22 protein-coding genes and 1 pseudogene are annotated in these 22,446 nt (G+C 70.4%); 8 read left to right on the top strand and 15 right to left on the bottom strand.

The window, feature by feature from the left end; genetic code table 11:
- From AC1DYK_RS13685 to AC1DYK_RS13665, 5 genes are all read left to right on the top strand, one after another.
- A partial coding sequence (locus tag AC1DYK_RS13685; protein ID WP_478166807.1) for an oligopeptide/dipeptide ABC transporter ATP-binding protein occupies nucleotides 1–285 on the top strand: 285 nt, incomplete at its 5' end.
- Entirely contained in the window at nucleotides 282–1,115 is an 834-nt protein-coding gene (locus AC1DYK_RS13680; RefSeq protein WP_478166806.1) for an ATP-binding cassette domain-containing protein, read from the top strand. The genes AC1DYK_RS13685 and AC1DYK_RS13680, both read left to right, overlap by 4 nt.
- An 81-nt stretch (nucleotides 1,116–1,196) precedes the next feature.
- Nucleotides 1,197–2,690 (top strand): ABC transporter substrate-binding protein, encoded by a 1,494-nt coding sequence (locus tag AC1DYK_RS13675; RefSeq protein WP_478166805.1) that lies wholly within the window; start codon nucleotides 1,197–1,199, stop codon nucleotides 2,688–2,690.
- Nucleotides 2,687–4,093, top strand: coding sequence for an amidase (locus AC1DYK_RS13670; protein ID WP_478166804.1), 1,407 nt, complete (start codon nucleotides 2,687–2,689; stop codon nucleotides 4,091–4,093). The genes AC1DYK_RS13675 and AC1DYK_RS13670 overlap by 4 nt, the downstream gene beginning before the upstream one ends.
- Before the next feature lie 26 nt (nucleotides 4,094–4,119).
- Nucleotides 4,120–5,454 carry a tetratricopeptide repeat protein gene (locus AC1DYK_RS13665; protein ID WP_478166803.1) on the top strand — a complete coding sequence of 445 codons (1,335 nt, stop codon included), beginning with the start codon at nucleotides 4,120–4,122 and terminating at the stop codon, nucleotides 5,452–5,454.
- Here AC1DYK_RS13665 and glxR read toward each other — a convergent pair whose 3' ends face one another.
- From glxR to AC1DYK_RS13630, 7 genes are all read right to left on the bottom strand, one after another.
- On the bottom strand, nucleotides 5,455–6,333 hold the full coding sequence (gene glxR, locus AC1DYK_RS13660; RefSeq protein ID WP_478086544.1) for a 2-hydroxy-3-oxopropionate reductase: 879 nt from the start codon (nucleotides 6,331–6,333) through the stop codon (nucleotides 5,455–5,457).
- A gap of 13 nt (nucleotides 6,334–6,346) precedes the next feature.
- Complete coding sequence (locus AC1DYK_RS13655) at nucleotides 6,347–7,135, bottom strand: HpcH/HpaI aldolase family protein (protein ID WP_478086545.1); 789 nt, start codon at nucleotides 7,133–7,135, stop codon at nucleotides 6,347–6,349.
- 79 nt (nucleotides 7,136–7,214) lie between these two features.
- Nucleotides 7,215–8,546, bottom strand: coding sequence for a glucarate dehydratase (gudD, locus tag AC1DYK_RS13650; protein WP_478166802.1), 1,332 nt, complete (start codon nucleotides 8,544–8,546; stop codon nucleotides 7,215–7,217).
- Nucleotides 8,547–8,560: 14 nt separating this feature from the next.
- On the bottom strand, nucleotides 8,561–9,520 hold the full coding sequence (locus AC1DYK_RS13645) for a Bug family tripartite tricarboxylate transporter substrate binding protein (protein ID WP_478166801.1): 960 nt from the start codon (nucleotides 9,518–9,520) through the stop codon (nucleotides 8,561–8,563).
- Nucleotides 9,521–9,617: 97 nt separating this feature from the next.
- Entirely contained in the window at nucleotides 9,618–10,649 is a 1,032-nt protein-coding gene (locus tag AC1DYK_RS13640; protein WP_478166800.1) for a LacI family DNA-binding transcriptional regulator, read from the bottom strand.
- Nucleotides 10,650–10,674: 25 nt separating this feature from the next.
- Nucleotides 10,675–12,060, bottom strand: a complete 1,386-nt coding sequence (locus AC1DYK_RS13635) for an amidase family protein (RefSeq protein ID WP_478166799.1) — start codon at nucleotides 12,058–12,060, stop codon at nucleotides 10,675–10,677.
- A 113-nt stretch (nucleotides 12,061–12,173) separates the two neighbouring features.
- A complete protein-coding gene (locus AC1DYK_RS13630; protein ID WP_478166798.1) occupies nucleotides 12,174–12,845 on the bottom strand; it encodes a histidine phosphatase family protein in 672 nt (223 codons plus the stop codon).
- A 68-nt stretch (nucleotides 12,846–12,913) separates the two neighbouring features.
- Here AC1DYK_RS13630 and AC1DYK_RS13625 point away from each other — a divergent pair, with 68 nt between their 5' ends.
- Nucleotides 12,914–13,624: an alpha/beta fold hydrolase gene (locus AC1DYK_RS13625; protein WP_478166797.1), complete on the top strand. Its 711-nt coding sequence runs from the start codon at nucleotides 12,914–12,916 to the stop codon at nucleotides 13,622–13,624.
- An 8-nt stretch (nucleotides 13,625–13,632) separates the two neighbouring features.
- On the opposite strand, the gene pcp is transcribed toward AC1DYK_RS13625, so the two are convergent.
- From pcp to AC1DYK_RS13585, 8 genes are read right to left on the bottom strand one after another with little or no spacing between them, the layout of a single operon-like run.
- Nucleotides 13,633–14,280, bottom strand: a complete 648-nt coding sequence (pcp, locus tag AC1DYK_RS13620; RefSeq protein ID WP_478166796.1) for a pyroglutamyl-peptidase I — start codon at nucleotides 14,278–14,280, stop codon at nucleotides 13,633–13,635.
- Nucleotides 14,277–15,014 carry a 5-oxoprolinase subunit PxpA gene (pxpA, locus tag AC1DYK_RS13615; RefSeq protein WP_442283751.1) on the bottom strand — a complete coding sequence of 246 codons (738 nt, stop codon included), beginning with the start codon at nucleotides 15,012–15,014 and terminating at the stop codon, nucleotides 14,277–14,279. The genes pcp and pxpA overlap by 4 nt, the downstream gene beginning before the upstream one ends.
- Nucleotides 15,004–16,047 (bottom strand): 5-oxoprolinase subunit C family protein, encoded by a 1,044-nt coding sequence (locus AC1DYK_RS13610; protein WP_478166795.1) that lies wholly within the window; start codon nucleotides 16,045–16,047, stop codon nucleotides 15,004–15,006. Before AC1DYK_RS13610 ends, pxpA begins: the two co-directional genes overlap by 11 nt.
- Nucleotides 16,047–16,709 carry a 5-oxoprolinase subunit PxpB gene (gene pxpB, locus AC1DYK_RS13605; RefSeq protein WP_478166794.1) on the bottom strand — a complete coding sequence of 221 codons (663 nt, stop codon included), beginning with the start codon at nucleotides 16,707–16,709 and terminating at the stop codon, nucleotides 16,047–16,049. The genes AC1DYK_RS13610 and pxpB overlap by 1 nt, the downstream gene beginning before the upstream one ends.
- Nucleotides 16,706–17,209: a pantetheine-phosphate adenylyltransferase gene (coaD, locus tag AC1DYK_RS13600; protein ID WP_478086561.1), complete on the bottom strand. Its 504-nt coding sequence runs from the start codon at nucleotides 17,207–17,209 to the stop codon at nucleotides 16,706–16,708. The genes pxpB and coaD overlap by 4 nt, the downstream gene beginning before the upstream one ends.
- 46 nt (nucleotides 17,210–17,255) lie before the next feature.
- The gene (locus AC1DYK_RS13595; protein ID WP_478166793.1) at nucleotides 17,256–17,909 is read right to left on the bottom strand and encodes an RsmD family RNA methyltransferase; all 654 of its coding nucleotides are present in this window, start codon (nucleotides 17,907–17,909) and stop codon (nucleotides 17,256–17,258) included.
- A 17-nt stretch (nucleotides 17,910–17,926) separates the two neighbouring features.
- Nucleotides 17,927–19,297 carry a M16 family metallopeptidase gene (locus tag AC1DYK_RS13590; RefSeq protein ID WP_478166792.1) on the bottom strand — a complete coding sequence of 457 codons (1,371 nt, stop codon included), beginning with the start codon at nucleotides 19,295–19,297 and terminating at the stop codon, nucleotides 17,927–17,929.
- Between the two features lie 17 nt (nucleotides 19,298–19,314).
- A complete protein-coding gene (locus AC1DYK_RS13585; RefSeq protein WP_478166791.1) occupies nucleotides 19,315–20,787 on the bottom strand; it encodes a M16 family metallopeptidase in 1,473 nt (490 codons plus the stop codon).
- 29 nt (nucleotides 20,788–20,816) lie between these two features.
- Here AC1DYK_RS13585 and ftsY point away from each other — a divergent pair, with 29 nt between their 5' ends.
- Complete coding sequence (gene ftsY, locus AC1DYK_RS13580; RefSeq protein ID WP_478166790.1) at nucleotides 20,817–22,079, top strand: signal recognition particle-docking protein FtsY; 1,263 nt, start codon at nucleotides 20,817–20,819, stop codon at nucleotides 22,077–22,079.
- A gap of 17 nt (nucleotides 22,080–22,096) precedes the next feature.
- Nucleotides 22,097–22,375: pseudogene (locus AC1DYK_RS13575) on the top strand (Mpo1-like protein); the annotation flags it as partial.
- Nucleotides 22,376–22,446: the final 71 nt, after the last annotated feature.

Genomic DNA, 22,446 nt, shown 5'->3' with positions numbered 1-22,446 from the left:
CCGACCGCCGCGGTCTTCGCCGAGCGCGCCCACCCCTACACCCGCGGCCTGTTCGCGGCCCGGCCGGCGCTGGGCGCCCCGCGCGGCCTCAAGCTCGCGACCATCCGCGGCAGCGTGCCCGAACTGGTGGACCTGCCGCCGGGATGTCCGTTCGCGGGCCGCTGCAGCTTCACGGTCGAGGCTTGCCAGGCGACACGTCCGCCGCCGGTGCTGCTGCCGCACGACCACCGGGTGCGCTGCATCCGGCTCGACGAGATCGCCGCCGAAGAAGGAGCCGCCGCATGACGGACCACTTCGATCCCGATCCGAATTCGGCCGCGCTGCTTCAAGTCACGGACCTCGTTCGCCACTACACCCTGCCGCGCGAACGCCTGTTCGGCCCGCCGCCGATGGTGAAGGCACTCAACGGCGTGAGCTTCAGCGTCCGCCCCGGCCAGAGCCTGGGCATCGTCGGCGAATCGGGCTCGGGCAAGTCGACCATCGCGCGGCTGGTGATGGCGCTGGACCGGCCGACCTCGGGCAGCGTGAAGCTGCTTGGCCGCGACCTGCATGCACTGCCCAAGGACGAACTGCGCGCGGCGCGGCGCGATGTGCAGATGGTGTTCCAGGACCCCTACGGCTCGCTCGATCCGCGCCAGACCGTGGCGCGCATCGTCGCCGAGCCGCTCGAAGCACTGGCCGAGACCAGCCGCGTCGAGCAGCGCGAGCGTGCCACCGAAGCGCTGGCCGCCGTCGGCCTGCGCACCAGCGACCTGCACAAGTATCCGCACGAGTTCTCGGGCGGCCAGCGCCAGCGCATCGCGATCGCACGGGCCCTGATCACGCGGCCCCGGCTGATCGTGGCCGACGAGCCGGTCAGCGCGCTCGACGTCTCGGTCCAGGCCCAGGTGCTCAACCTCATGCAGGACCTGCAGCAGCAGTTCGGCATCAGCTACCTGCTGATCAGCCACGACCTCGCGGTGGTCAACCACCTGTGCGACGAGGTCTGCGTGCTGCACCGCGGCATCGTGGTCGAGCGCGGTGCGCCGCAGCAGCTCTTCGCGCATGCGCGGCATCCCTACACCCAGGCACTGCTCGCCGCGGTGCCGCGAGCCGAGCCGCTGTCCGCCGCATAAGCAAATGCTTGCCGCGCAGGCACCGGCTCGCGATGATGTAACGTTCTATTTCCCATTTGCTTTTCCCTGGAGCCCTGAACCATGCTGAATCGCCGCACCCTCCTGACCACCGCCGCACTCGCCACCGTGCCGCTCGCGCTGCCGCAGGCCGCGCTGGCGCAGGGCCGCAAGGACTCGATCGTGCTGGGCATGGCACTCGAACCGCCGGGCCTGGATCCGTCCGCCGGCGCCGCCTCCGCGATCGCCGAGATCGTCCAGTACAACGTCTTCGAAACGCTGACCAAGATCAATGCCGACGGCAGCGTCACGCCGCTGCTGGCCGAGAGCTGGGAGGTCTCGCCCGACCTGCGCACTTACACCTTCAAGCTCAAGCGCGGCGTCAAGTTCCAGAACGGCGAACCCTTCAACGCGCAGGCGGTCAAGTTCTCGTTCGACCGCGCCGGCAGCGAGAAAAGCACCAACAAGGACAAGCGCACCTTCGCCAACATCAGCACCCAGGTGATCGACGACCACACGGTGGTCCTGATCAACAAGGAGATCGACCCCGAGCTGCCGTTCGTGCTGGGCCAGGCGACAGCCGTCATCGTCGAGCCCAAGAGCGCCGACACCAACGCCACCAAGCCCGTGGGCACCGGCCCCTACAAGCTCGACAGCTGGAACAAGGGCAGCTCGCTGGTGCTGAGCAAGTGGGACGGCTTCCGCAACCCGGGCGCGGCCAAGATCAACAAGGTCACGTTCCGCTTCATCTCCGACCCGGCCGCCCAGGCCGCCGCGGTGCTGGCCGGCGACGTCGACGCCTTCCCGCGCATCGGCACGCGCGTGGTGCCGCAGTTCAAGAACAACCCGCAGTTCCAGGTGATCCTGAGCGGCTCGCGCGCCAAGACCATCCTGTCCATCAACAACAAGAGGAAGCCGCTGGACGACGTGCGCGTGCGGCGCGCGATCCTGATGGCGATCGACCGCAAGGCGGTCATCGAGGGCGCGGTCGACGGCTTCGGCGTGCCGATCGGCAGCCACTACGTGCCGGGCGCCGCGGGCTATGTCGACACCACGGCGGTCAACCCCTTCAACATCGAGAAGGCCAAGCAGTTGCTGGCCGAGGCCGGCGTGAAGACCCCGCTCGAGCTCACGATGACGCTGCCGCCGCCGCCCTATGCGCGCCAAGGCGGCGAGGTGATCGCCGCGCAACTGGCCAAGATCGGCATCGTCGTCAAGATCCAGAACGTCGAATGGGCCCAGTGGCTCAGCGCCACCTACGGCGGCGGCCACGACTTCGACCTCAGCGTCATTTCGCACGTCGAGCCCTTCGACCTCGGCAACTACGCGAAGCCGGACTACTACTGGGGCTACCAGTCGAAGGAATTCAACGCCCTGTTCGACAAGATCAAGGCCACCGGCAACACGGCCGAACGCAACAAGCTGCTGGGCGATGCGCAGCGCCTGCTGGCCAACGACGCCGCCAACGGCTTCCTGTTCCAGCCCCAGTGGCCGACCGTCGCGAAGAAGGGCGTCAAGGGCCTGTGGAAGGACATGCCGGTCTTCGTCAACGATCTGTCGGCGCTGTCCTGGTCGTGACGCGCGCGCTGCACGAACTCTCGGCGCGAGAGCTGCTCGCCGGCTACCGCGACAAGAGCCTCTCGCCGGTCGAGGTCACGCAATCGGTGCTCGACCACATCGAGCACTGGGAGCCGCATCTGCAGGCCACCTGGCTGCTGCGCCCCGAGGCCGCGCTCGAACAGGCGCGCGCGGCCGAGGCGCGCTGGGGCCACGGCAAGCCCTTGGGCGCGCTCGACGGCGTGCCGACCACGATCAAGGAAAACATCGCCACCCGCGGCGATCCGATGCCCGCCGGCACCGCGGCGAGCGAGCTGCGACCGGCGGCCGTCGACGCGCCCCCCGCGGCGCGGCTCAAGGAAGCCGGCGCGGTGATCCTCGGCAAGACCACGATGCCCGACTACGGCATGCTGTCCTCGGGCCTCTCGAGCTTCCATGCACTGGCGCGCAATCCCTGGGACCTGTCGAAGACGCCCGGCGGATCGAGTGCCGGCGCCGGCGCCGCGGCGGCCGCGGGCTACGGCCCGCTGCACATCGGCACCGACATCGGCGGGTCGCTGCGACTGCCGGCCGCCTGGTGCGGCATCTTCACGCTCAAGCCCAGCCTGGGCCGGATCCCGATCGACCCGCCCTACATGGGCCGGGCCGCAGGGCCGATGACGCGCAGCGTCGGCGATGCCGCGCTGATGATGCAGACGCTGGCGCTGCCCGATGCGCGCGACAGCATGAGCCTGCCGGCGCAGGAGCTCGCGTGGTCGAGCTTCGATGTGGGCACCGACCACCTGCGCGGCCTGCGCATCGGCCTCCTGCTCGACGCCGGCTGCGGCCTGGCCGTGGAGCCCGAGATCCGGGCCGCGGTCGAGCACGCGGCGCGCCTCTTCGAACGCGCGGGCGCGGTCGTGGAAACGATGCAGCCCTTTATGTCGCAGGCGATGCTCGACGGCATGGACCACCTGTGGCGCATGCGCTCGCTGGTCGACATGAACGCGCTGCGTCCCGAGCAACGGGCCAAGGTGCTGCCCTACATCCGCCAGTGGGCCGAGAGCGCCGAGGGCTTCAGCGGCGAGCATGTGTTCCGCGCCTTCAGCCAGTTCCATGCGACGCGGGTCGCGGCCGTGGCGGCCTGCGCCCGGTACGACTACGTGATCTCGCCGACCGCACCGAACCTGCCCGCCGCGGCCGAGGCGCCCTCGCCCACCAACGACCCGCTGCGGCCGCTGGAGCACATCGGCTTCACGGTGCCGTTCAACATGTCGGAGCAGCCCGCGGCCTCGATCAATTGCGGCTACAGCGCCGGCGGCCTGCCGATCGGCCTGCAGATCGCGGGGCAGCGCTTCGACGACCTGGGCGTGCTCAAGATTTCGCGCGCGTTCGAGCTGATCCGCGATCCGCAGCGGCCCTGGCCCGAGCCGCCGCGCGGGTGACCCGCCAGGGCGTAGCAAGCGACGCGATGAGCTTCACCGACAGCCTGGGCAATCCGGTCACGGTCGACGGCGTCGCGAGCCTGCCGGCGATCGATGCCTTCGTCGAGGGCTTCATCTCCTGTGAGGCACGCGCGGTCGACGCGCTGGCCGCCGCCGACGATGCGAGCCCGATCGTGCAGGCCTACTGCGCGACGCTGCACCTGTTCGCCGAATCGAAGGAGGCGGCCGCCAACGCCCGCCCCTTCCTCGACCGTGCCCGGGCCGGCGCGGCGCGTGCCACGCCGCGCGAGCGGCGCTACATCGAAGCCATCGCGGCCTGGGCCGCCGGCGACATCGCGCGCGCCATCGCGCTGCACCAGGAGCAGGCGAAGGAGCATCCGCGCGACCTGGCTTCGCTCAAGCTGGGCCAGTACCACTGCTTCAACACCGGCGACTGCCCCGGCATGCTGCGGCTCGCACTGGCCGCGCTGCCCGCAGCCGGCGACGTGCCCTACCTGCACGGCATGGCGGCCTTCGGCTACGAGCAATGCCACCTGCTGCGCGAGGCCGAGGCCAGCGCGCGCCGCGCGATCGCTATGCGGCGCAAGGAGCCCTGGGCGCACCACGCACTCGGCCACGTGATGCTGACCGAAGGGCGCCTCCATGAAGGACTGGCCGTCATGCGGGCCCTCAGCGACACCTGGGTCGGGCTCAACTCCTTCATGGTCACGCACAACTGGTGGCACGTCGCGCTGTTCCTGATCGACCTGGGCCGCGACGCCGAGGCGCTCGAGGTCTACGACCGCGAGGTCTGGGGCGTGGTCAAGGGCTACTCCCAGGACCAGGTCGGCGCGGTATCGCTGCTGGCGCGTTTCGAGCTCGCGGGCATTCCGGTCGGCGACCGATGGCATGACGTGGCCGACCACCTGGCCGAGCGGCTCGGCGACCACGTGCTGCCCTTCCTGGACCTGCAATACCTCTACGGGCTGGCACGCGCCGGCCGCGCCGAGGCCGATGTCCTGCTGCACAACATCGAGGCGTTCGCGCCGAACGCGCCGCCATCGACGCGCGAGGCCTGGCAGCGCGTCTGCGTGCCGGCAGCACATGGCCTTCGCGCCCACGCGCACGGCGACTTCGCGGCGGCCATCGATGGCCTGGGCCAGGCGCTGCCGCGGCTGGTCGAGATCGGCGGCAGCCATGCGCAGCGCGACTTGTTCGAACAGGTGTATCTCGATGCGCTGACACGCCTGGGCACCGAGGCCTCGCTGGCCGGCGCTCAGGGCATCCTGCAGCAGCAGGTCAACGGCCAGCCGGAGTCGCTGCGGCTGCGCCGGCAGGCGGCCGCGGTCTACACGCGGCTCGGCCTGCCCGCCTTCGGCTGATCAGCCCTTCGCCACTTCGTGGGCAGCCATCTGCTCGAGCGCCTTGACCAGCGCCGAGTGATCGAGCTGGTCCCACCCATGGGCGGCACAGGACTGCATCAGCTGGGCCGCCGACGCGGTCTGCGGCAACGCCACGTCCATTTCCTTCGCGCCGGCAAGCGCCAGGTTCAGGTCCTTCTGGTGCAGCGCGATCCGGAAGCCCGGATTGAAGGTGCGCTTGATCATCCGCTCGCCATGCACCTCGAGGATGCGGCTGGCCGCGAAGCCGCCCATCAGCGCCTGCCGCACCTTGGCCGGATCGGCGCCGGCCTTGCTGGCGAACAGCAGCGCCTCGCCGACCGCCGCGATGTTGAGCGCCACGATGATCTGGTTCGCCACCTTGGTGGTCTGGCCGTCGCCGTTGCCGCCCACCCGCGTGATGTTCTTGCCCATGGCCTCGAACAGCGGCCGGGCGCGCTCGAACACGGCCTCGTCGCCGCCCACCATGATGGTCAGGCTGGCGGCCTTGGCGCCCACTTCGCCGCCCGAGACCGGGGCGTCGAGGTAGTCGCAGCCGAGTTCGTTGATCTTCTTTGCGAAGCGCTTGGTCTCCATCGGCGCGATCGAGCTCATGTCGATCACCGTCTTGCCTTTGGTGAGCCCGGAAGCGACGCCGTCCTCGCCGAACAGCACCTGCTCGACGTCGGGCGTGTCCGGCAGCATCAGGATGACGACCTCGGCCGCGCGCGCCACCTCGGCGTTGGTCTTGCAGACGGTGGCGCCCTTCAGCGCGTCGGGCACCTTGCTGCGCGTGCGCACGATCATCTCGTGGCCCGCCTGCAGCAGGTTCTGCGCCATCGGCGCGCCCATGATGCCGAGGCCGATGAATCCGATCTTCATGGTCAGTTCCCTTTCAGTAGGAGGTGGAGCCGGGCGCCGCCGGAGCGGCGCGCATTTGCGAAAGCAGTTGCTGCGAGCCGGCCGCGATCAGTCGCGCGTCCGAACTCACGGTGACGAACTGGAAGCCCTTGGCGATGCGCGCCAGCGCGCCTTCGGCCGTGCCGTTGTGGATCCCGGCCACCAGGCCGTGCGCCTTGGCGCGCTCGAGGATGTGGTCGATGGCCTGCGCGACCGGCGGGTCGACCTCGTCGAACACCGGCCTGCAGCCCAGCGCCAGCGAGAGGTCGGATGGCCCGATGTAGACCGCGTCCAGCCCCTCGACCGACAGGATGGCGTCGAGGTTGTCCAGTGCCTGCGCGGTCTCGATCATCGCGAAGGTCACGATGGTGTCGTTGGCATGCTGCGCATAGTCGGCGCCGCCGTAGAGCGAGGCGCGCACCGGCCCGAAGCTGCGGGTGCCGCGCGGCGCGTAGTGGGTGTAGGCGACCAGCCGCGCGGCCTCGTCGGCGGTGCTGATCATCGGGCAGATGAGGCCATAGGCGCCGGCGTCGAGCGCCTTCATGAGCGCGCTCGGATCGAGCCACGGCACGCGCACCACGGGCACCGTGTCGGTGGTCGAGATCGCCTGCAGCATCGGGATCATCGACTGGTAGTCGACCACGCCGTGCTGCAGGTCGATGGTCAGCGAGTCCCAGCCCTGGTGGGCCATGGTCTCGGCCGAGAAGCCATTGGGAATCGCGAGCCAGCCGTTGACCGCGGCGCCTCCCGATTTCCACAGCGTGCGCAGGCGGTTTTCTCTCATGGATGGCTCCTTCTAGTCAGTTGAGGACAGAGCAAAAACTGCTGCGCAGTTTCTTGGTCTGTCCCGCAAGGTCTCAGTCCTATCGGTCGAAGGCCGGGCGCTTGGGGTCAAAGCGCCAGCCGGGAATCAGGCCCTGCATCGCGACCGCATCGTCGCGCGCGCCGAGGCCGTGCTGCTTGTAGAGCTGGTGAGCCTTCTCGACCTCCGCCATGTCGAGCTCGACGCCCAGGCCCGGCTTCTTCGGCAACTGCACCAGGCCGCCCTCGATGCGCAGCGGCTCCTTGGTCAGGCGCTGGCCGTCCTGCCAGATCCAGTGGGTGTCGATCGCGGTCACGCGGCCCGGCGCGGCGGCGCCCACCTGGGTGAACATCGCGAGCGAGACATCGAAGTGGTTGTTCGAGTGCGAACCCCAGGTCAGTCCCCAGTCGCGGCAGGTCTGGGCCACCCGCACCGAGCCGGCCATGGTCCAGAAATGCGGATCGGCCAGCGGAATGTCGACCGACTGCAGCGCCAGCGCATGGCTCATCTGGCGCCAGTCGGTGGCGATCATGTTGGTGGCGGTCGGCAGGCCGGTGGCGCGCCGGAACTCCGCCATCACCTCGCGGCCCGAGAAGCCCTCCTCGGCGCCGCAGGGATCCTCGGCATAGGCGACCACGCCGCGCATGTCGCGCATCAGGCGGATCGCATCCTTGAGCAGCCAGCCGCCGTTGGGGTCGAGCGTGACGCGGGCCCCGGGGAAGCGCTCGTGCAGCGCGACCATGCACTCGATCTCGGCCTCGCCGCGCAGCACGCCGCCCTTGAGCTTGAAGTCGTTGAAGCCGTAGCGGTCGCGCGCCGCCTCGGCCAGCCGCACCACGGCTTCGGGCGTCATCGCCTGCTCGTGCCGCAGCCGGCACCAGTCGTTGTCGGCCCCGGGCTCACGGGCATAGGGCAGGTCGGTCTGGTCGCGATCGCCGACGAAGAACAGGTAGCCCAGCATCTCGACCGCGTCGCGTTGCTGGCCTTCACCGAGCAGCGCCGCGACCGGCACGCCCAGGTGCTGGCCCAGCAGGTCGAGCAGCGCCGACTCGATCGCGGTCACCGCATGGATGGTGGTGCGCAGGTCGAAGGTCTGCAGTCCGCGTCCACCGGCGTCGCGGTCGGCGAACTGTTTCTGCACCTGCTGCAGCACGCGCTGGCAGGCGCCGATCGACTGGCCGACGACCAGGTCGCGCGCGTCCTCGAGCGTCTGGCGGATCTTCTCGCCGCCCGGCACCTCGCCGACGCCGGTGCGCCCGGCGTTGTCGGTGAGGATCAGCAGGTTGCGGGTAAAGAAGGGTCCGTGCGCGCCGCTCAGGTTCAACAGCATGCTGTCGCGGCCGGCGACCGGGATCACGCGCAGCGCGGTGACGAAGGGGGTGGAATGGGGCATGGCGGGTACTCTGCTTAGTCGATTGAGATCTTGCCTGTGTCAATCACTTTCTTCCAGCGAGCGAACTCCTGCTGCTGGAACTTGGCGAACTGCTCGGGCGTGTTGGCGACCACCTCGAGGCCGATGGCGGTGAACTGCTGCCTGACCGCGGGGTCGTTGAGCGCGGCGACCATCGCATCGTGCGCCTTGCTGCGCACCGCGGGCGACAGGCCCCTGGGCGCGACGATCGCCTGCCACGAATAGACCTCGAGGTTCTTGATGCCGGCTTCGGCCGCGGTGGGGACCTCGGGCAGCACGGGCGAACGCTTGTCGCCGGTCACCGCGAGCGCCCGGAGCTTGCCGGCCTGGATGTTCTGCACCACCGCGTTGACGTTCTGGAACGACGCATCGACCTGGCCGCCGAGCAGGTCCGTGATCGCGGGCGCCCCGCCCTTGTACGGCACGTGCAGACCGCTGGTGGCGGTCTGTTGCCAGAACAGCTCGGCCGTGAGGTGGTCGCTCGAGCCGTTGCCCGAGGAGGCGAAGGTCATCTTGCCCGGGTTCGCCTTCAGGTTCGCGATGGCGTCGGCCACCGACTTGTGCGGCGACTTGGCCGGCACCACCAGCACGTTGGGCGCCTGCACCGCCACCGTGATCAGGTCGAAGTCCTTCAGCGCGTCGTAGGGCATGCCCTTGATCAGGTGCGGTGCGATCACGAGCGGGCCCAGCGAGGTCACGAGGAAGGTGGCGCCGTCGGGCGCCGAGCGCTTCACCTGGGTCGCGCCGATGGTGCCGGTGGCGCCGGCCTTGTTGTCGACCAGGAAGGTCTGGCCCAGCTTGTCGCCGAGTTTCGGCGCCATGGCGCGCGCCACCATGTCGGTCGAACCGCCGGGCGGGAAGGGAACCACGAGGGTCACGGGTTTCTGGGGCCAGTCCTGGGCCTGGGCGCCGAGGGCCGCGAGGCCGAGGGCGAGCGTGCCGAACAATCTCTTCATGCCTGTCTCCTTGAAATGGTAGCGCTACCTTTGATGGTTGAATGATAGCGCTACCTTTTTTCGAAGGCCAGCGGATCCGGCTAGGGGTTTGTACGGATCAGGCGCTGGCGCGCTCGACGATCGAGAAGCCGATGTCGACCACCCGCGGCCCACGCTGCCCGCCCTCCGCCCGGTCGACGATGAACTGCGCGGCCTGGCGCCCGATGGCCGTGCCGTCGATGCGCACCGTGGTCAGCGCCGGATGGAGATCGGCGGCGAATTCGAGGTCGCCGAAGCCGACCACCGCCAGCTGCCCGGGAACGGCAATGCCCCGCGCCTGCGCCTCGGTCATGACGCCGAGCGCGAGCAGGTCCGAACTGCAGAAGACGGCGTCGATGCCCGGCGCCTCGCGCAGCAGCTCGGCGAGCGCCGAGCGGCCGCTCTTCAGGGTGGTCGGCGCCGGCACCCGCACCACGGCGACTTCGGGCAGGCCGGCGGCGCGCGCCGTGTCCTGGAAGGCCTGCAAGCGCCGCAGGGCACGTTCGTCGTCGCCGGCGATCACCGCCAGCCGGCGGCGGCCCCGGGCATGCAGGAACTCGACCACCGCCCGGCCGACCGCCGGGTGCGAGAAGCCCACCAGCATGTCGAGCGGCGTCGGCGTGAGGTCCCAGGTCTCGACCACCGGGATGCCGGCGGCCAGCAGGCGCTTGCGCCCCTCGGGCGAATGCATGATGCCGGTCAGCACGATGCCGTCCGGGCGGCGGCCGATGATGGCTTCGAGCAGCGCGTCCTCGCGCGAATCGACGTAGCCGCTCTGGCCCAGCATCAGCTGGTAGCCGCGCTCGGCCAGCGCCTGGGTCAGGGACTGCACGGTCTGCAGGAACACCGGGCCGGCAATCGTCGGCACCACCGCCGCCACCAGCCGGCTGCGCGTGGACGCCAGGCCGCCGGCCAGCACGTTGCGCACGTAGCCGGTCCGCTCGACCGCGGCCGTGACCTTCTTCAGCACCTCGGCCGACACCTGCCGCGGCGAACTCAAGGCCCGCGAGGCGGTGATCGGCGCCACGCCCGCGAGCTTCGCGACGTCATGAAGGGTGACCGCGCCGCTGCCTCGGCGGGCGCGTCGGACTGGAGGCTCGTCATTGCTCATGCGTCGATTCTAGGCCTCGGTAGCGCTACCGTGCGGACAGGCCCGGCGGCGCGACGAACCCACCGAACGCGCGCTCCACGGCCTCGGCGAAGGCGATGGTGGTGCGGTCCTCCAGGTACGGGCCGATGACCTGCATGCCGACCGGCAGCCCCTCTTCGCTGAGCCCGATCGGCATCGCGGTCGACGGCAGCCCGGTCAGCGTCGCAATGCTCGACCAGGGCGACTGGTCCTTGTAGGCGATGTCCCGGTCGTCGACGCGCAGACGCCGCGCCTCCATCTCGCCGTGGTCATGCAGGAAGGCCGGCGTCGGCGATACCGGGCACAGGACCACGTCCCACTGCCTGAAGAACTCGCGCCACTGGTGCGCGATGCCGGTCCGCGCGCGGTCCGCATGGATCCAGTCCCGGTGGCTGATGCCGGCCTCGAGGCCCGGCATGTCGGCGCTGATCATGGCCCACAGCAGTTGCCCCCAGAGCGACGCGACGCGCGCCAGGTCCGGCAGCAGCGGGCTGGTCCGGGCGATCCGGCAGCCGGCGCCCTCCAGCGCGCCGCACAGGCGCTGCAATGCCGAGCGGACCGCGTCCGAAGTCGCCACCAGGGGATGCTGGTCGAGCACCAGCACGCGGAAGTCCCCGAGCGCGACCTGCCGCGCCGGCGGCAGCGCGAGGTGATAGGCGACGGCCTCGGCATCGTCGGGGCCGGCGACGACGTCGAGCGCCAGCGCCAGGTCGGCGGCACTGCGCGCCAGCGGACCGACCACCGCGAGATCGACGCCCGGGTCCACCGACAGCGCGGGCGTGCCCGGCGGCGCGCAGCCGCGCATCGGCACCAGGCCGTGCGTGGGCTTGTGCGCGAAGACGCCGCAGAAGTGGGCCGGCACGCGCAGCGAGCCGACCAGGTCCGAACCGAATTCGAGCGACACGTAGCCCGCCGCCAGCGCCGCGGCACTGCCGCCGGAGGAGCCGCCCGGCGTGCGCGCCGGGTCCCAGGGATTGCGGGTGGTGCCGAAGACCGGGTTGGTCGATTGCCAATCGGCGAGTTGCATCGCGACGTTGGTCTTGCCGACGAGCACGGCACCGGCGGCCTTCAGCCTCCGGACGACGACCGCGTCATCGGCCGCGCGATGCTGCCCGGTACCCGGAATGCCCCAGGTGGTCGGCAGCCCCGCGACATCGAAGGCTTCCTTGACCGTGATCGGGATGCCCAGCAGCGGCCGCCGGTCCCCGCGCGCCAGCGCCGCATCCGCCGCGACGGCCGCCTCGCGGGCGCGCTCGAAGTCGCGCACGACGACAGCGTTGAAGACCGGATCCAGTTGCTCGATGCGTTCGATCGAGCGCTCCAGCAGCGCGACGGCCGAAGTCTGTCCGGCCTGCAGGGCGGCAACGAGTTCCCGGGTGGTCGCGTAGTCCATGGGCATCGGCTCCGAAGGTCTTGCAAGCCGCGATGATGGCCCAGACCCTGCGCCGGCCCTTGATTCCCCTTGCTCGTTGCTTGACGAATCTTGCGCAGCCGCGCCGCCGCGCCCTACGTCTTCCGATGCCGGCTCTGGTCGTAGGTGGGTTGGGCCGGCAGGTCCGCCAGATGCCGCGTATCCGCCCAGTCGACGATCTCGATCTGCTCGGGCTGAGCGGCATCGGCGATCCGGATCCGGTTGAAGCCGGCGTTCGGAATCTCGCTCTGGCGCGGCCCGTTGAGGCCCAGCCCGCGCGCGGTGCGCCACACCATGTCGAGCACGCCGCCGTGCGTGACCACCAGCAGCTTCTGACCTTCATGCGCGGTGGCGATGCGGCCCAGCGCCTCGATGATGCGGGCGTGGAACTGGCGCGCCGACTCGCCCTCGGGCATCGCATGGTCCTCGCGAAACTGGAGCCAGTCTTCCCAGGCGCGCGGATGCAGGTTCTGGATCTCGTCGGCGCGCATGCCTTCGACGATGCCGAAATGCTGCTCGCGCAGCGCCACCGAGGTGACGATTTCGAGTTCGAGCTGGCGTGCGGCGGGGGTCGCGGTCTGCTGCGCCCGCATCAGGTCGCTGCTGAGGAGGTGCTGCACCGGCTCGCCGGCCAGGCGCAGCCCGAGCCGGCGCGCCTGCTCGTGACCCATGTCGTTGAGGGGAACGTCGATGTGGCCCTGGAAGCGGAGCTCGCGGTTCCAGTCGGTCTCGCCGTGGCGGATCAGGATGAGTTCGGTAGTGGGCATAGGCTGGGCCCTATTGTCCCGCAGCGCGTGACATCCGCACGACCGCGCGCATCGCAGAGAATCCGCACATGCCAAGTCTCGTATTGCTGCCCGGCCTCGCCTGCGACGAACGCCTCTGGGAGGCCCAGCGGCCCGCCCTGCCCCCCGCCCTCGATGCCCGGGTGAGCGACGCCCACATGCGCCACGGCCGCATCGAGACCATGGCCGCGGCCGTGCTGGAGGAGAACCCCGGACCGCTGGTCCTCTGCGGCGCATCGATGGGCGGCATGATCGCCATGGAAGCCGCGCGGCAGGCGCCCGGACGCATCGTCGGCCTGGCCCTGCTGGGCACCAACGCGCGCCCCGAGACGCCCGAGATGTTCGAGCTGCGGCGCTCGGCCATCGAGCTCTTCGAGCTCGGCGAGGCGCGCGACGTGATCGAATTCAACGCCGGCTTCGCCTTCCATCCCACGCGCTCCGGCGACGCCCCGCTGCTGCGGCGCTACATCGACCTGGTGCTCGATGCCGGTGTCACGCAGCTGGTGCGCCAGAACCGGGCGCTGATGGAACGCCCCGACGCCCGCGAGCAGCTGCCGGGCTTGCGCTGTCCCGTGCTGGTGATGTGCGGCGACGAGGATCGTCTGACGCCGCCCGAATGCTCGCGCGAGATTGCCGCGCTGGTGCCGCACGCCGACCTGGTCTGGATCGCCCAGTGCGGCCACATGCTCACGATGGAACAGCCCGCCGCGGTCAACGCGACGCTCGGGCCCTGGCTGCAGCGCTGGGTCGCGAAGGCCTGAGAGCCGCCTCAGTGGAGCTGGCCGCCGGTCTCCAGGACGTCTTCGCGAACCGACAGGGCGGTGGCGATCGCAACGCGCAATCCGGCGACCAGCGTCTCCAGCGCCATGCTCGGCTGCCCCGGCAGCCGAGCCGCCTGCCCGGTCAGATAGGGGATGTGGATGAAGCCGCCGCGCATCCCCGCCGCCGGCCGGGTCGCGATGCGGTGCATCAGGCCGAAGAACAGGTGATTGCAGACGAAGGTACCGGCCGTGTTCGACACCGCGGCCGGAATTCCGGCGGCCCGCAGGTCGCGCACCATGGCCTTGATCGGCAGGCTCGAGAAATAGGCCGCGGGAGCCCCCGCCACCACGGGCACATCGATCGGCTGGCAGCCGGCGTTGTCGCAGATGCGGCCGTCGTCGACATTGATTGCCACCCGCTCGGGCGTGATCTCGCTGCGGCCGCCGGCCAGGCCGATGGCCAGCACCAGTTGCGGCTGCAGCTCGTCGATGGCGGCGTCGAGTTCGCGCAGGGCGGTGCCGAACACGCAGGCGATGCGGCGCGCATGCACCACGGCGCCGTCGAGGCGCCAGCCATCGAGCGCGCGCACGGCCTCCCAGGAGGGGTTGATCGCCTCTTGCTCGAAGGGCTCGAAGCCGGTGAGCAGAACGTTCATGTCGCCGCCACCTCGATGCCTTCGGCCGCGAGGCGCTCGCGGATGCGGCGCGCAAAGGCCAGCGCGTGCGGGCCGTCGCCATGCAGGCAGACGGTCTGCGCATTGACCGCGACCGTGCTGCCGTCGATCGCGCGGACCCGGTGGTCGCGCACCAGCGACAGCGTCTGGGCCAGCGACTGCTCTTCGTCGTCGATCAGCGCGCCGGGCTGGCTGCGCGGCACCAGGCTGCCGTCGGGCATGTAGCCGCGGTCGGCGAAGACCTCTTCCACCGGAACCAGGCCGGCGCGCTCGGCGGCGCCGATCATGCCGCTGCCGGCCAGGCCGAAGTAGCGCAGCGAGGGATCGAAGCGGCGCACCGCCTCGCAGATCGCCTCGGCCAGCGCCGGCTCCTTGACCGCCTGGTTGTAGAGCGCGCCGTGCGGCTTGACGTGCGCCAGCGTACCGCCCTCGGCCTTGACGATCGCCGCCAGGGCGCCGATCTGGTAGAGCACGCCGGCGACGATCTCGTCGGGCGGCAGGTTCATGGTGCTGCGGCCGAAGTTCTCGCGGTCCGGGAAGCTCGGATGGGCACCGATCGCGACGCCGTTGGCAATCGCCCAGCGCACGCACTGCTGCATGGTGCGGGCGTCGCCGGCGTGCCAGCCGCAGGCGATGTTCGCCGAGCTGACCAGGCCCAGCAACGCCTCGTCGTTGTCGCATCCTTCGCCAAGGTCGGCGTTGAGGTCAATCCGCATGGTTTTCTCCTTCGACCCGATTCTGCGCCGGCGCGATCCAGCCTGCGGACACCAGGCCTTGCGCCACCTGCGCGAGGTAGCGCTGGCGCTCGTCCCAGGCCGCGAGCGCTGCCGCCGAATCCACCTGCTGCAGCCGCAGCCGGCCGTTGAGCGGCGCCTGCGCGAGCTTCCAGAGATCGGCACGGATCACCACGCCGATGCGCGGATAGCCGCCGGTGGTCTGGGCGTCGCCCATCAGGATGATCGGCTGCCCCGAGGGCGGCACCTGGATCGTGCCGGGGATCACGCCGGAAGACAGCATGTCGATGGCGCGCCTGCTCTTGAGTTCGAAGCCCTCGAGCCGGTTGCCCATGCGGTTGCTCTGCGGCGTGATGCGCCAGGGCCCGCGCCACAGCGCCTCGCGCGAAGCGATCGTGAACTGCTCGAACTCGGGGCCCGCCATCACGCGCAGCACGGTCGCGCCATCGACGCCGTCCAGGCTCGCTTGCGGCCCGCGCACGCCGAAGGGGCGCCGCGACAGAAGCTGCGCGTCCAGCAGCGGCACGCCGAGCGTCAGCCGGTCGCCCTTCTTGAGCGCCCGCCCCTGGTGGCCGCCGAAGCCGGCCTTGAGGTCGGTGCTGCGCGAACCGAGAATCACCGGCACATCGATGCCCCCGGCGACCGCCAGCCAGGTGCGCAGCCCCTTCTTGAGGCTCGATCGATTGGCGCCCGCCAGCTTGAGCACCTGCCCCGCAGCCACCGGCACGCTCCAGCAAGGCCACAGCGGCACGCCATCGAGCGCGGCGCCGAAGTCGTCGCCGGCGATCGCGATGCGCGTCGCGGCCTCGAAGCGGATCTCGCAACTGCCCATCGTGAGTTCGAGCCCGGCCGCGCCGTCCGGGTTGCCGACCAGCCGGTTGGCGAGTGTCAGCGCCAGGGTGTCGAGCGCTCCGCCCGGGCAGATGCCGAGCTGCCGATGGCCAGGACGGCCGAGGTCCTGCACCGAGGCCAGCATCCCCGGCCGCAGGACCGTGAGCCCAGCGCTGACCGCCATCAGGCCTCCATGCTTTCGACCACGAAGCGCACCCGGTCGCCAGGCCGCAGCAAGGTCGGCTCGGCGGCGCGCGGGTCGAACATCTCGAGCGAGGTGCGGCCGATCAGTTGCCAGCCGCCCGGAGAGACCAGCGGATAGATTCCGGTTTGCTCGCCGCCGATGCCGACCGATCGCGCCGGCACCGCGACCCGCGGTTCGGCACGCCGCGGCGTCGCCAGCTCGGGCGCGAGGCCGCCCATGAACGCGAAACCGGGCAGGAAACCGAGCAGGTAGACCACATAGTCGCCCGCGCTATGGCGTCGGACGACCTCGGCCGGAGAGAGGCCCGTGTGCCTGGCGACCTCGCCCAGATCGGGTCCGGCCTCGCCGCCGTAGGCGACCGGAATCTCGATGCGCCGCCCCTGGATCCCGGCCGCGGCCAGTTGCGGCCAGGCCGACAGCACCTGCATCTCGAGCTCGACCGCATCGATCTGTGCCGGATCGAACAACAGGCTCAGGTTGTTCATGCCGGGCAGCACCTCGTGCACGCCGTGCCACTGCAAGGCCTCCGTCGCCAGCGCCCAGATGCGCTGCTGCTGCGCCAGCGTCGCCGGCGGCGGCAGCTCGCACAGCAGCGCCGCTTCGCCCAGCGCATGCAGCCGGGGCGGCGGCGCCTCGCTCATTCGCGGCCGAGGCTGCGGACCTTGGCGAGCAGGCTGTCCTGGACGTTGGGCGAGACGAACTTGTCCACTTCGCCGCCGAGCATCGCGATCTCGCGCACGAAGGTGCTCGAGATGAACTGGTACTTGTCGCTAGGCGTCAGGAACACGGTCTCGACCTCGGGCATCAGCGAGCGGTTCATGCCGGCGAGCTGGAACTCGTAGTCGAAGTCGGTCACGGCGCGCAGGCCGCGCACCATCGCCTTGCCGCCGCGGGCAACCACGAAGTCGCGCAAGAGGCCCGAAAAGCTCTCGACCGTCACCTGGTCGCTGTAGGGCTTGACCGCATCGCGCGCCATGTCGATGCGCTCCTGCAGCGTGAACAGCGCCTTCTTGTGGTGTCCCGCCGCCACGGCGACGATGACCCGCGAGAACAATTGGGTGGCCCGCCGCACCACGTCCTCGTGGCCCAGTGTCATGGGGTCGAAGGTGCCCGGGTATACCGCGATCACGTTGTTGGACATGGTTGCTTCCTCCTTGATTCGGCCGCTGGTGGCTCGGTCCGGCGGATTATGCAGCGGCACTCGCCGCGGGCCGGAGAAGATGGGCATGCACCGCGCCGGCCTTCAGGTAGCGGTAGGGCACCAGGCCGAGCGCGGCGAGTTCGTCATCGCTCCAACGCCGCGCCGCCTCGAGATAGACCACGCCCTCGGGGCGCAGGGCCCGCACGGCCGCGCGCAGGGCCGGTTCGTACAGGGCCGGGTTCTCGAACGGGGGGTCCAGGAACACCGCATGCAGGCTGCCGGCGGGCACGCGCTCGAGCGTCGTGACGCCGTTGCCGCGCTCGACACGCACCGCGTCGGCGCCGAGCTTGGTCTTCGAGGCCAGCAGCTGGGCGACGAGGGCCGGGTCCTGCTCGCACAGAAGCACCGAGCCGGCGCCGCGTGAAGCGGCCTCGAGGCCGATCGCGCCGGTGCCCGCAAAGGCGTCGACGCACTGCCAGCCCGGCAGTTCGCCGCCGCCCACGCCGGCCAGGCTGGCGAGCCAGTTGAAGAGGGTTTCGCGCACCCGGTCGGGTGTCGGCCGGAGGCCCGGCTTGTCGGCGACCGCGAGGCGGGTTCGCTTCCACTGGCCGCCGATGATGCGGACGAAATGGGGCGCCTTGGCGAGATTGCTCGGCTTGGCAGGCGCGGTGGGGGCGGGTGTTCTGGGCTTCGGTTTCACCCCCGGGAGCTTAACGGCTACCGCCCGCCCACGACCACGGTCACCATCTTCTCCGGCTGCAGTTTGCGGGCGAACGCGGCCTGGATGTCGGACTGGGTGATCGCGTTCATGCGCGCGGTCCAGGTGTCGAGATAGTCGAGCGGCAGGTCGTTCCAGGCGATGTTCGCGACATTGCCCAGCAGCTTGCGGTTGCTGTCCAGCAGCAGCGGAAAGCCGCCAATCAGGTTGTCCTTGGCGGCTTTGAGTTCGGCCGCGGTCGGGCCCTCGGCGACGAACTTCGCCAGCACGTCGCTCGAGACCTTCACTGCTTCGGCGGCCTGATCGGGCCGGGTCTGGAAGCCGATGCGGAATGCGCCCGCGTGCAGCGCCGGCGAGAAGGTGCTGTAGACGCTGTAGGCCAGCCCGCGCTTCTCGCGCACCTGCTCGGTCAGGCGCGAGACGAAGCCGCCGCCGCCGAGCACGTAGTTGCCGAGCGTGAGCGCGAAGTGGTCCGGGTCGGCGCGGCGGTAGCCGGGCTGGCCGATCAGCACGTGCGCCTGGGCCGAATCGAAGGGAATGCGCTCGTCCTTCGGCGCCGCCAGCGGCTGCACCTCGAGCACGGTCGGCAGTTCGGCGCAGGCGCCCCCCGCGGGCAGCCGCGACAGCAGCGTGGTCGCGATGCCGTCGGCCTGTGCGCGCGTGACCGCGCCGACGATGCTGACCTTGGCGCGGCAGGGCACGATCAGGCGCTCGTAGCGCGCGCGCATGGCCGCGACGTCGATCTGCGCCAGCGTGGCTTCGGTGGTCTCGAGACCATAGGGGTGCGAGCCGTAGACGCCTTGCGCGAAGGCCCGTTCGACCCGGGTCGAGGGCTTGGTATTGGCCTCGCGAATCGACGCGCCGAGGCGCTCGCGTTCGCGCTTCCACACGTCTTCCGGAAACGCCGGCTCGCCAATCTCGCGCGCCGCGAGCCGCACCGCCTTGTCGAGCAGCATCGGGTCGGACAGCGTGCGCAGGGTGAAGCTGGTGCGGTCGGAGCCGGCGCCGGCGTCGAAGCTGGCGCCGAGGTCGGCCCAGGCCTCGCCCAGCGCATTCTGGTCCAGTGCCGGTTCATGGACCCCTTGGGGCGGCCCGGCGGCGGGACTCCCATGGGCCCGAATGCCCTTCTCGACCATCGCCGCGGTCACCGAGGCCAGACCGGCCTGGGCCGGCGGGTCGCGCCTGCCGCCGGCGTCGAAGTCGACCTGGACGTCGACGATCGGCAGGGCGTTGGTGGCGGCCAGGTAGACCTTGGCGCCGCTGGGCAGGCTCCAGTGCTGGATCGGGATGGCGGCCTGGGCGGCGGTGCCGAAGAAGATGGCGGCGCCAGCCAGCAAGGTGCGCAGGGCGAGGTCTCGGGAATCGAACATGGACATGCAGCCTTCTTTCAACGCAGCTCGCCCGCAGGCGCTGCAAAACCGCGCGGGCGGCGGTTCGGTTCGGGCGGCAGGGGCCGCAGGGTGGCGGCCGTCATCTGGTCGTCGCCGAAGTACTTCGCAGCCACCGCCTGCACCTGCTCGGCCGTGACCGCCTGGAGCCGGGCGATGATCCGTTCGCTGGCGTCCAGCGGCAGGCCCTGCACCCAGTTGCTGCCGAGTTCGCGCGCCTGCGCCATCACCGAATCGAGCTTGTAGGTTTCGCTGGCCACCCACTGGGTCTTGACGCGGGCGAGTTCGGCAGCGCCGACGCCTTGGCGCGCCACCTTCGCGACCTCCGCGCGCAGCGCGGCCTCGACCGCCTCGGGGGTCTTGCCCGCCGCCGGGACGCCGTCGAGCACGAACAGCTGCGGCCCGCGGCCGACGAAGCCCCCGTAGGCACCGGCCGAATCGGCCACGCGGTCCGGTCCCTGCGTCAGCGCGCGGTCGAGCCGGGCGCCGGGATAGCCGTCGAGCAGGGCCGACAGCACCACCAGCGCATAGGTGTCGCTTTCCCCGGCGCTTTCGAAGGTGTCGCCGGTCCCGATCTGCGGAGTTCGGAACGCCAGCGACACGTAGGCCTGCTCGGCCGGCGCCTTGAATTCGACGCGGCGCACGCCGCGCTGCGCGGGCTCGGTGCGCGGCTTGCGCTGCGGCACGGCACGCGCCGGGATCGAGCCGTAGTACTTCTCGGCCAGGGCTCGCACCTTGGCGACATCGACGTCGCCCGCGACGACGATCGCCGCGTTGGATGGAACGTACCAGGCCTGGAAGAAAGCGCGGGCGTCGGCCGGCGTCATCGACTCCAGGTCGCTCATCCAGCCGACCACCGGGCGGTGGTACGGCGAGGCGGTGAAGATCGCGGCGTTCTGCTGCTCGCCGAGCAGCGCGCGCGGCTGGTCGTCGGTGCGCATGCGGCGCTCTTCCTTGACGACCTCGATCTCGCGCTTGAACTCGTCGTCGGGCCACTGGTTGTTGGCGAAGCGGTCGGATTCCAGCTTCATGACCTGCTCGAGTTGCTCCGCCGGGATCTGCTGGTAGTAGCCGGTGTAGTCGCGGGTGGTGAAGGCGTTCTCGCGCCCGCCCAACGCGGCCACGCGGCGCGAGAACTCGCCGGGCTTCAGGTTCTTGCTGCCCTTGAACATCATGTGCTCGAGCACGTGCGCGACGCCCGAGGTGCCGTCGACCTCGTCCATCGACCCGACCCGGACCCAGAGCATCTGGACCGCGGTCGGGGCCCGCCGGTCGGGCTTGACGATCAGGGTCATGCCATTGGAGAGCGTGAACTGCTGGGCCGGGACCGGCGCTGTGGCGGCGGTCGCAGTGGTGGCGGGATCGGCAGGCGCGGGGGCGTTCTGGGCCAGGGCGGGCAGGCCAGCCAGCGCCATCAGCACCGAAGCCAGCACCGCACCCGACGCAGCGCGGCGTGGCAAGGGGTGTTTCATAGAATGGCTCGGATTGTAAAAAGCGCCCAATGTTCAGTTTCTTCAAGAAAAAACCTGCGGCCGAGAGCCCGGCGCCGGTTCCCGAGCCTGCGGCCCCGCCGGCCGAAATGCCTGCGGCAGCCCCGAAATCGGTCTTTTCGCCCTCCAGCTGGTTCGGCGGCAAGCCGGCGGCTGCGCCGGCACCCGTGGCGGCGCCTGCACCTGCACCTGCACCTGCACCTGCACCTGTACCTGCGCCTTCGCCTGCACCTGCAGCGGCACCCGTGGCCGCGCCAACGCCAACGCCAACGCCGATGGCCCCCGCCCCTGCACCGGTGGAAGTGCCGGTGCCCCCTCCTCCCCCCGCACCGGCGCCGCTTCCGGCGCCGGCCCCGACGCCTGCGCCCCCTCCCGAGCGCAGCGGCTGGCTCGGCAAGCTGCGCAACGGCCTGCGCAAGACCGGCAACAGCATCACCGCCGCCTTCGTCAATGCGCAGATCGACGATGCGCTCTACGAGGAACTGGAAGAGGCGCTGCTGATGGCCGATACCGGCGTCAAGGCCACCGAGCACCTGCTCGAGGACCTGCGCCGCCGCGTCAAGAGCCAGATGGCGACCGACGCCGCGCAGGTCAAGCTGCTGCTGGCCGACGCGATCACCGACCTGCTGCGGCCGCTCGAGAAATCGCTGGTGATCGGCGAGCACACGCCGACCGTGATCATGGTCGCCGGCGTCAACGGCGCCGGCAAGACCACCTCGATCGGCAAGCTCACCAAGCACCTGGCCAACGAAGGCGCCTCGGTGCTGCTGGCCGCGGCCGACACTTTCCGGGCCGCGGCGCGCGAGCAATTGCTGGTCTGGGCCGACCGCAACACGGTCGAGATCGTGAGCCAGGAAGGCGGCGACCCGGCCGCCGTGAGCTTCGACGCGGTCAACGCCGGCAAGGCGCGCGGCAAGGACGTGGTGCTGGTCGACACCGCCGGCCGGCTGCCGACCCAGATCCACCTGATGGACGAACTCAAGAAGATCAAGCGGGTCGTCAATCGGGCCGACCCCACGGCGCCGCACGAGGTGCTGCTGGTGATCGACGGCAACACCGGCCAGAACGCGCTGGCGCAGGTCAAGTCCTTCGACGAGGCGCTGGGCCTGACCGGGCTGGTCGTGACCAAGCTCGACGGCACCGCCAAGGGCGGCGTGCTGTGCGCGATCGCACGCGAGCGGCCGATCCCGGTCTATTTCATCGGCGTCGGCGAGAAGCTCGAAGACCTGGAAACCTTCGACGCCCGCGAATTCGCCCAGGCATTGCTCGGATAGCGCTCCAGCGGCCTTCGGTGGCGGCCAGCCTGGTCTATTACGCGACGCTGCGCTCCCCGGCCTTCCTCGCGACCATGCTGGTCGGCACGGTGGCCCTGCTGGCGCTGGAGCACGCGATGGGCGATCTTGTTTTGCCGGTGTCCGCCGTCATCTTCGTGGTGGCCTGGATCTTCCAGTTCATCGGCCACAAGATCGAAGGCCGGAAACCTTCCTTCTTCGAGGACATCCAATAGCTCTGGGTCGGCCCGCTGTTCGTGCTGTCCAGGCTTTTCGAGCGTCTCGGCCTCCGCTGGTAGGCCAGGGGTGGGGGCGTGCAACCCAGGCTATCGACCCCATAGAAAATAAGGGGGAACCCTTACCTTAGCAC

This window comes from Variovorax sp. P2_H12, assembly GCF_056403395.1.
Note: the sequence above shows the minus strand (reverse complement) of the source record. Positions and strands in the feature narration are given on the sequence as shown.

Coding starts and splice junctions, on each gene's coding strand:
- AC1DYK_RS13680 (WP_478166806.1), top strand. CDS start 282: ATGACGGACCACTTCGATCCCGATCCGAATTCGGCCGCGCTGCTTCAA.
- AC1DYK_RS13675 (WP_478166805.1), top strand. CDS start 1,197: ATGCTGAATCGCCGCACCCTCCTGACCACCGCCGCACTCGCCACCGTG.
- AC1DYK_RS13665 (WP_478166803.1), top strand. CDS start 4,120: ATGAGCTTCACCGACAGCCTGGGCAATCCGGTCACGGTCGACGGCGTC.
- glxR (WP_478086544.1), bottom strand. CDS start 6,333: ATGAAGATCGGATTCATCGGCCTCGGCATCATGGGCGCGCCGATGGCG.
- AC1DYK_RS13655 (WP_478086545.1), bottom strand. CDS start 7,135: ATGAGAGAAAACCGCCTGCGCACGCTGTGGAAATCGGGAGGCGCCGCG.
- gudD (WP_478166802.1), bottom strand. CDS start 8,546: ATGCCCCATTCCACCCCCTTCGTCACCGCGCTGCGCGTGATCCCGGTC.
- AC1DYK_RS13645 (WP_478166801.1), bottom strand. CDS start 9,520: ATGAAGAGATTGTTCGGCACGCTCGCCCTCGGCCTCGCGGCCCTCGGC.
- AC1DYK_RS13640 (WP_478166800.1), bottom strand. CDS start 10,649: ATGAGCAATGACGAGCCTCCAGTCCGACGCGCCCGCCGAGGCAGCGGC.
- AC1DYK_RS13635 (WP_478166799.1), bottom strand. CDS start 12,060: ATGGACTACGCGACCACCCGGGAACTCGTTGCCGCCCTGCAGGCCGGA.
- AC1DYK_RS13630 (WP_478166798.1), bottom strand. CDS start 12,845: ATGCCCACTACCGAACTCATCCTGATCCGCCACGGCGAGACCGACTGG.
- AC1DYK_RS13625 (WP_478166797.1), top strand. CDS start 12,914: ATGCCAAGTCTCGTATTGCTGCCCGGCCTCGCCTGCGACGAACGCCTC.
- pcp (WP_478166796.1), bottom strand. CDS start 14,280: ATGAACGTTCTGCTCACCGGCTTCGAGCCCTTCGAGCAAGAGGCGATC.
- pxpA (WP_442283751.1), bottom strand. CDS start 15,014: ATGCGGATTGACCTCAACGCCGACCTTGGCGAAGGATGCGACAACGAC.
- AC1DYK_RS13610 (WP_478166795.1), bottom strand. CDS start 16,047: ATGGCGGTCAGCGCTGGGCTCACGGTCCTGCGGCCGGGGATGCTGGCC.
- pxpB (WP_478166794.1), bottom strand. CDS start 16,709: ATGAGCGAGGCGCCGCCGCCCCGGCTGCATGCGCTGGGCGAAGCGGCG.
- coaD (WP_478086561.1), bottom strand. CDS start 17,209: ATGTCCAACAACGTGATCGCGGTATACCCGGGCACCTTCGACCCCATG.
- AC1DYK_RS13590 (WP_478166792.1), bottom strand. CDS start 19,297: ATGTTCGATTCCCGAGACCTCGCCCTGCGCACCTTGCTGGCTGGCGCC.
- AC1DYK_RS13585 (WP_478166791.1), bottom strand. CDS start 20,787: ATGAAACACCCCTTGCCACGCCGCGCTGCGTCGGGTGCGGTGCTGGCT.
- ftsY (WP_478166790.1), top strand. CDS start 20,817: ATGTTCAGTTTCTTCAAGAAAAAACCTGCGGCCGAGAGCCCGGCGCCG.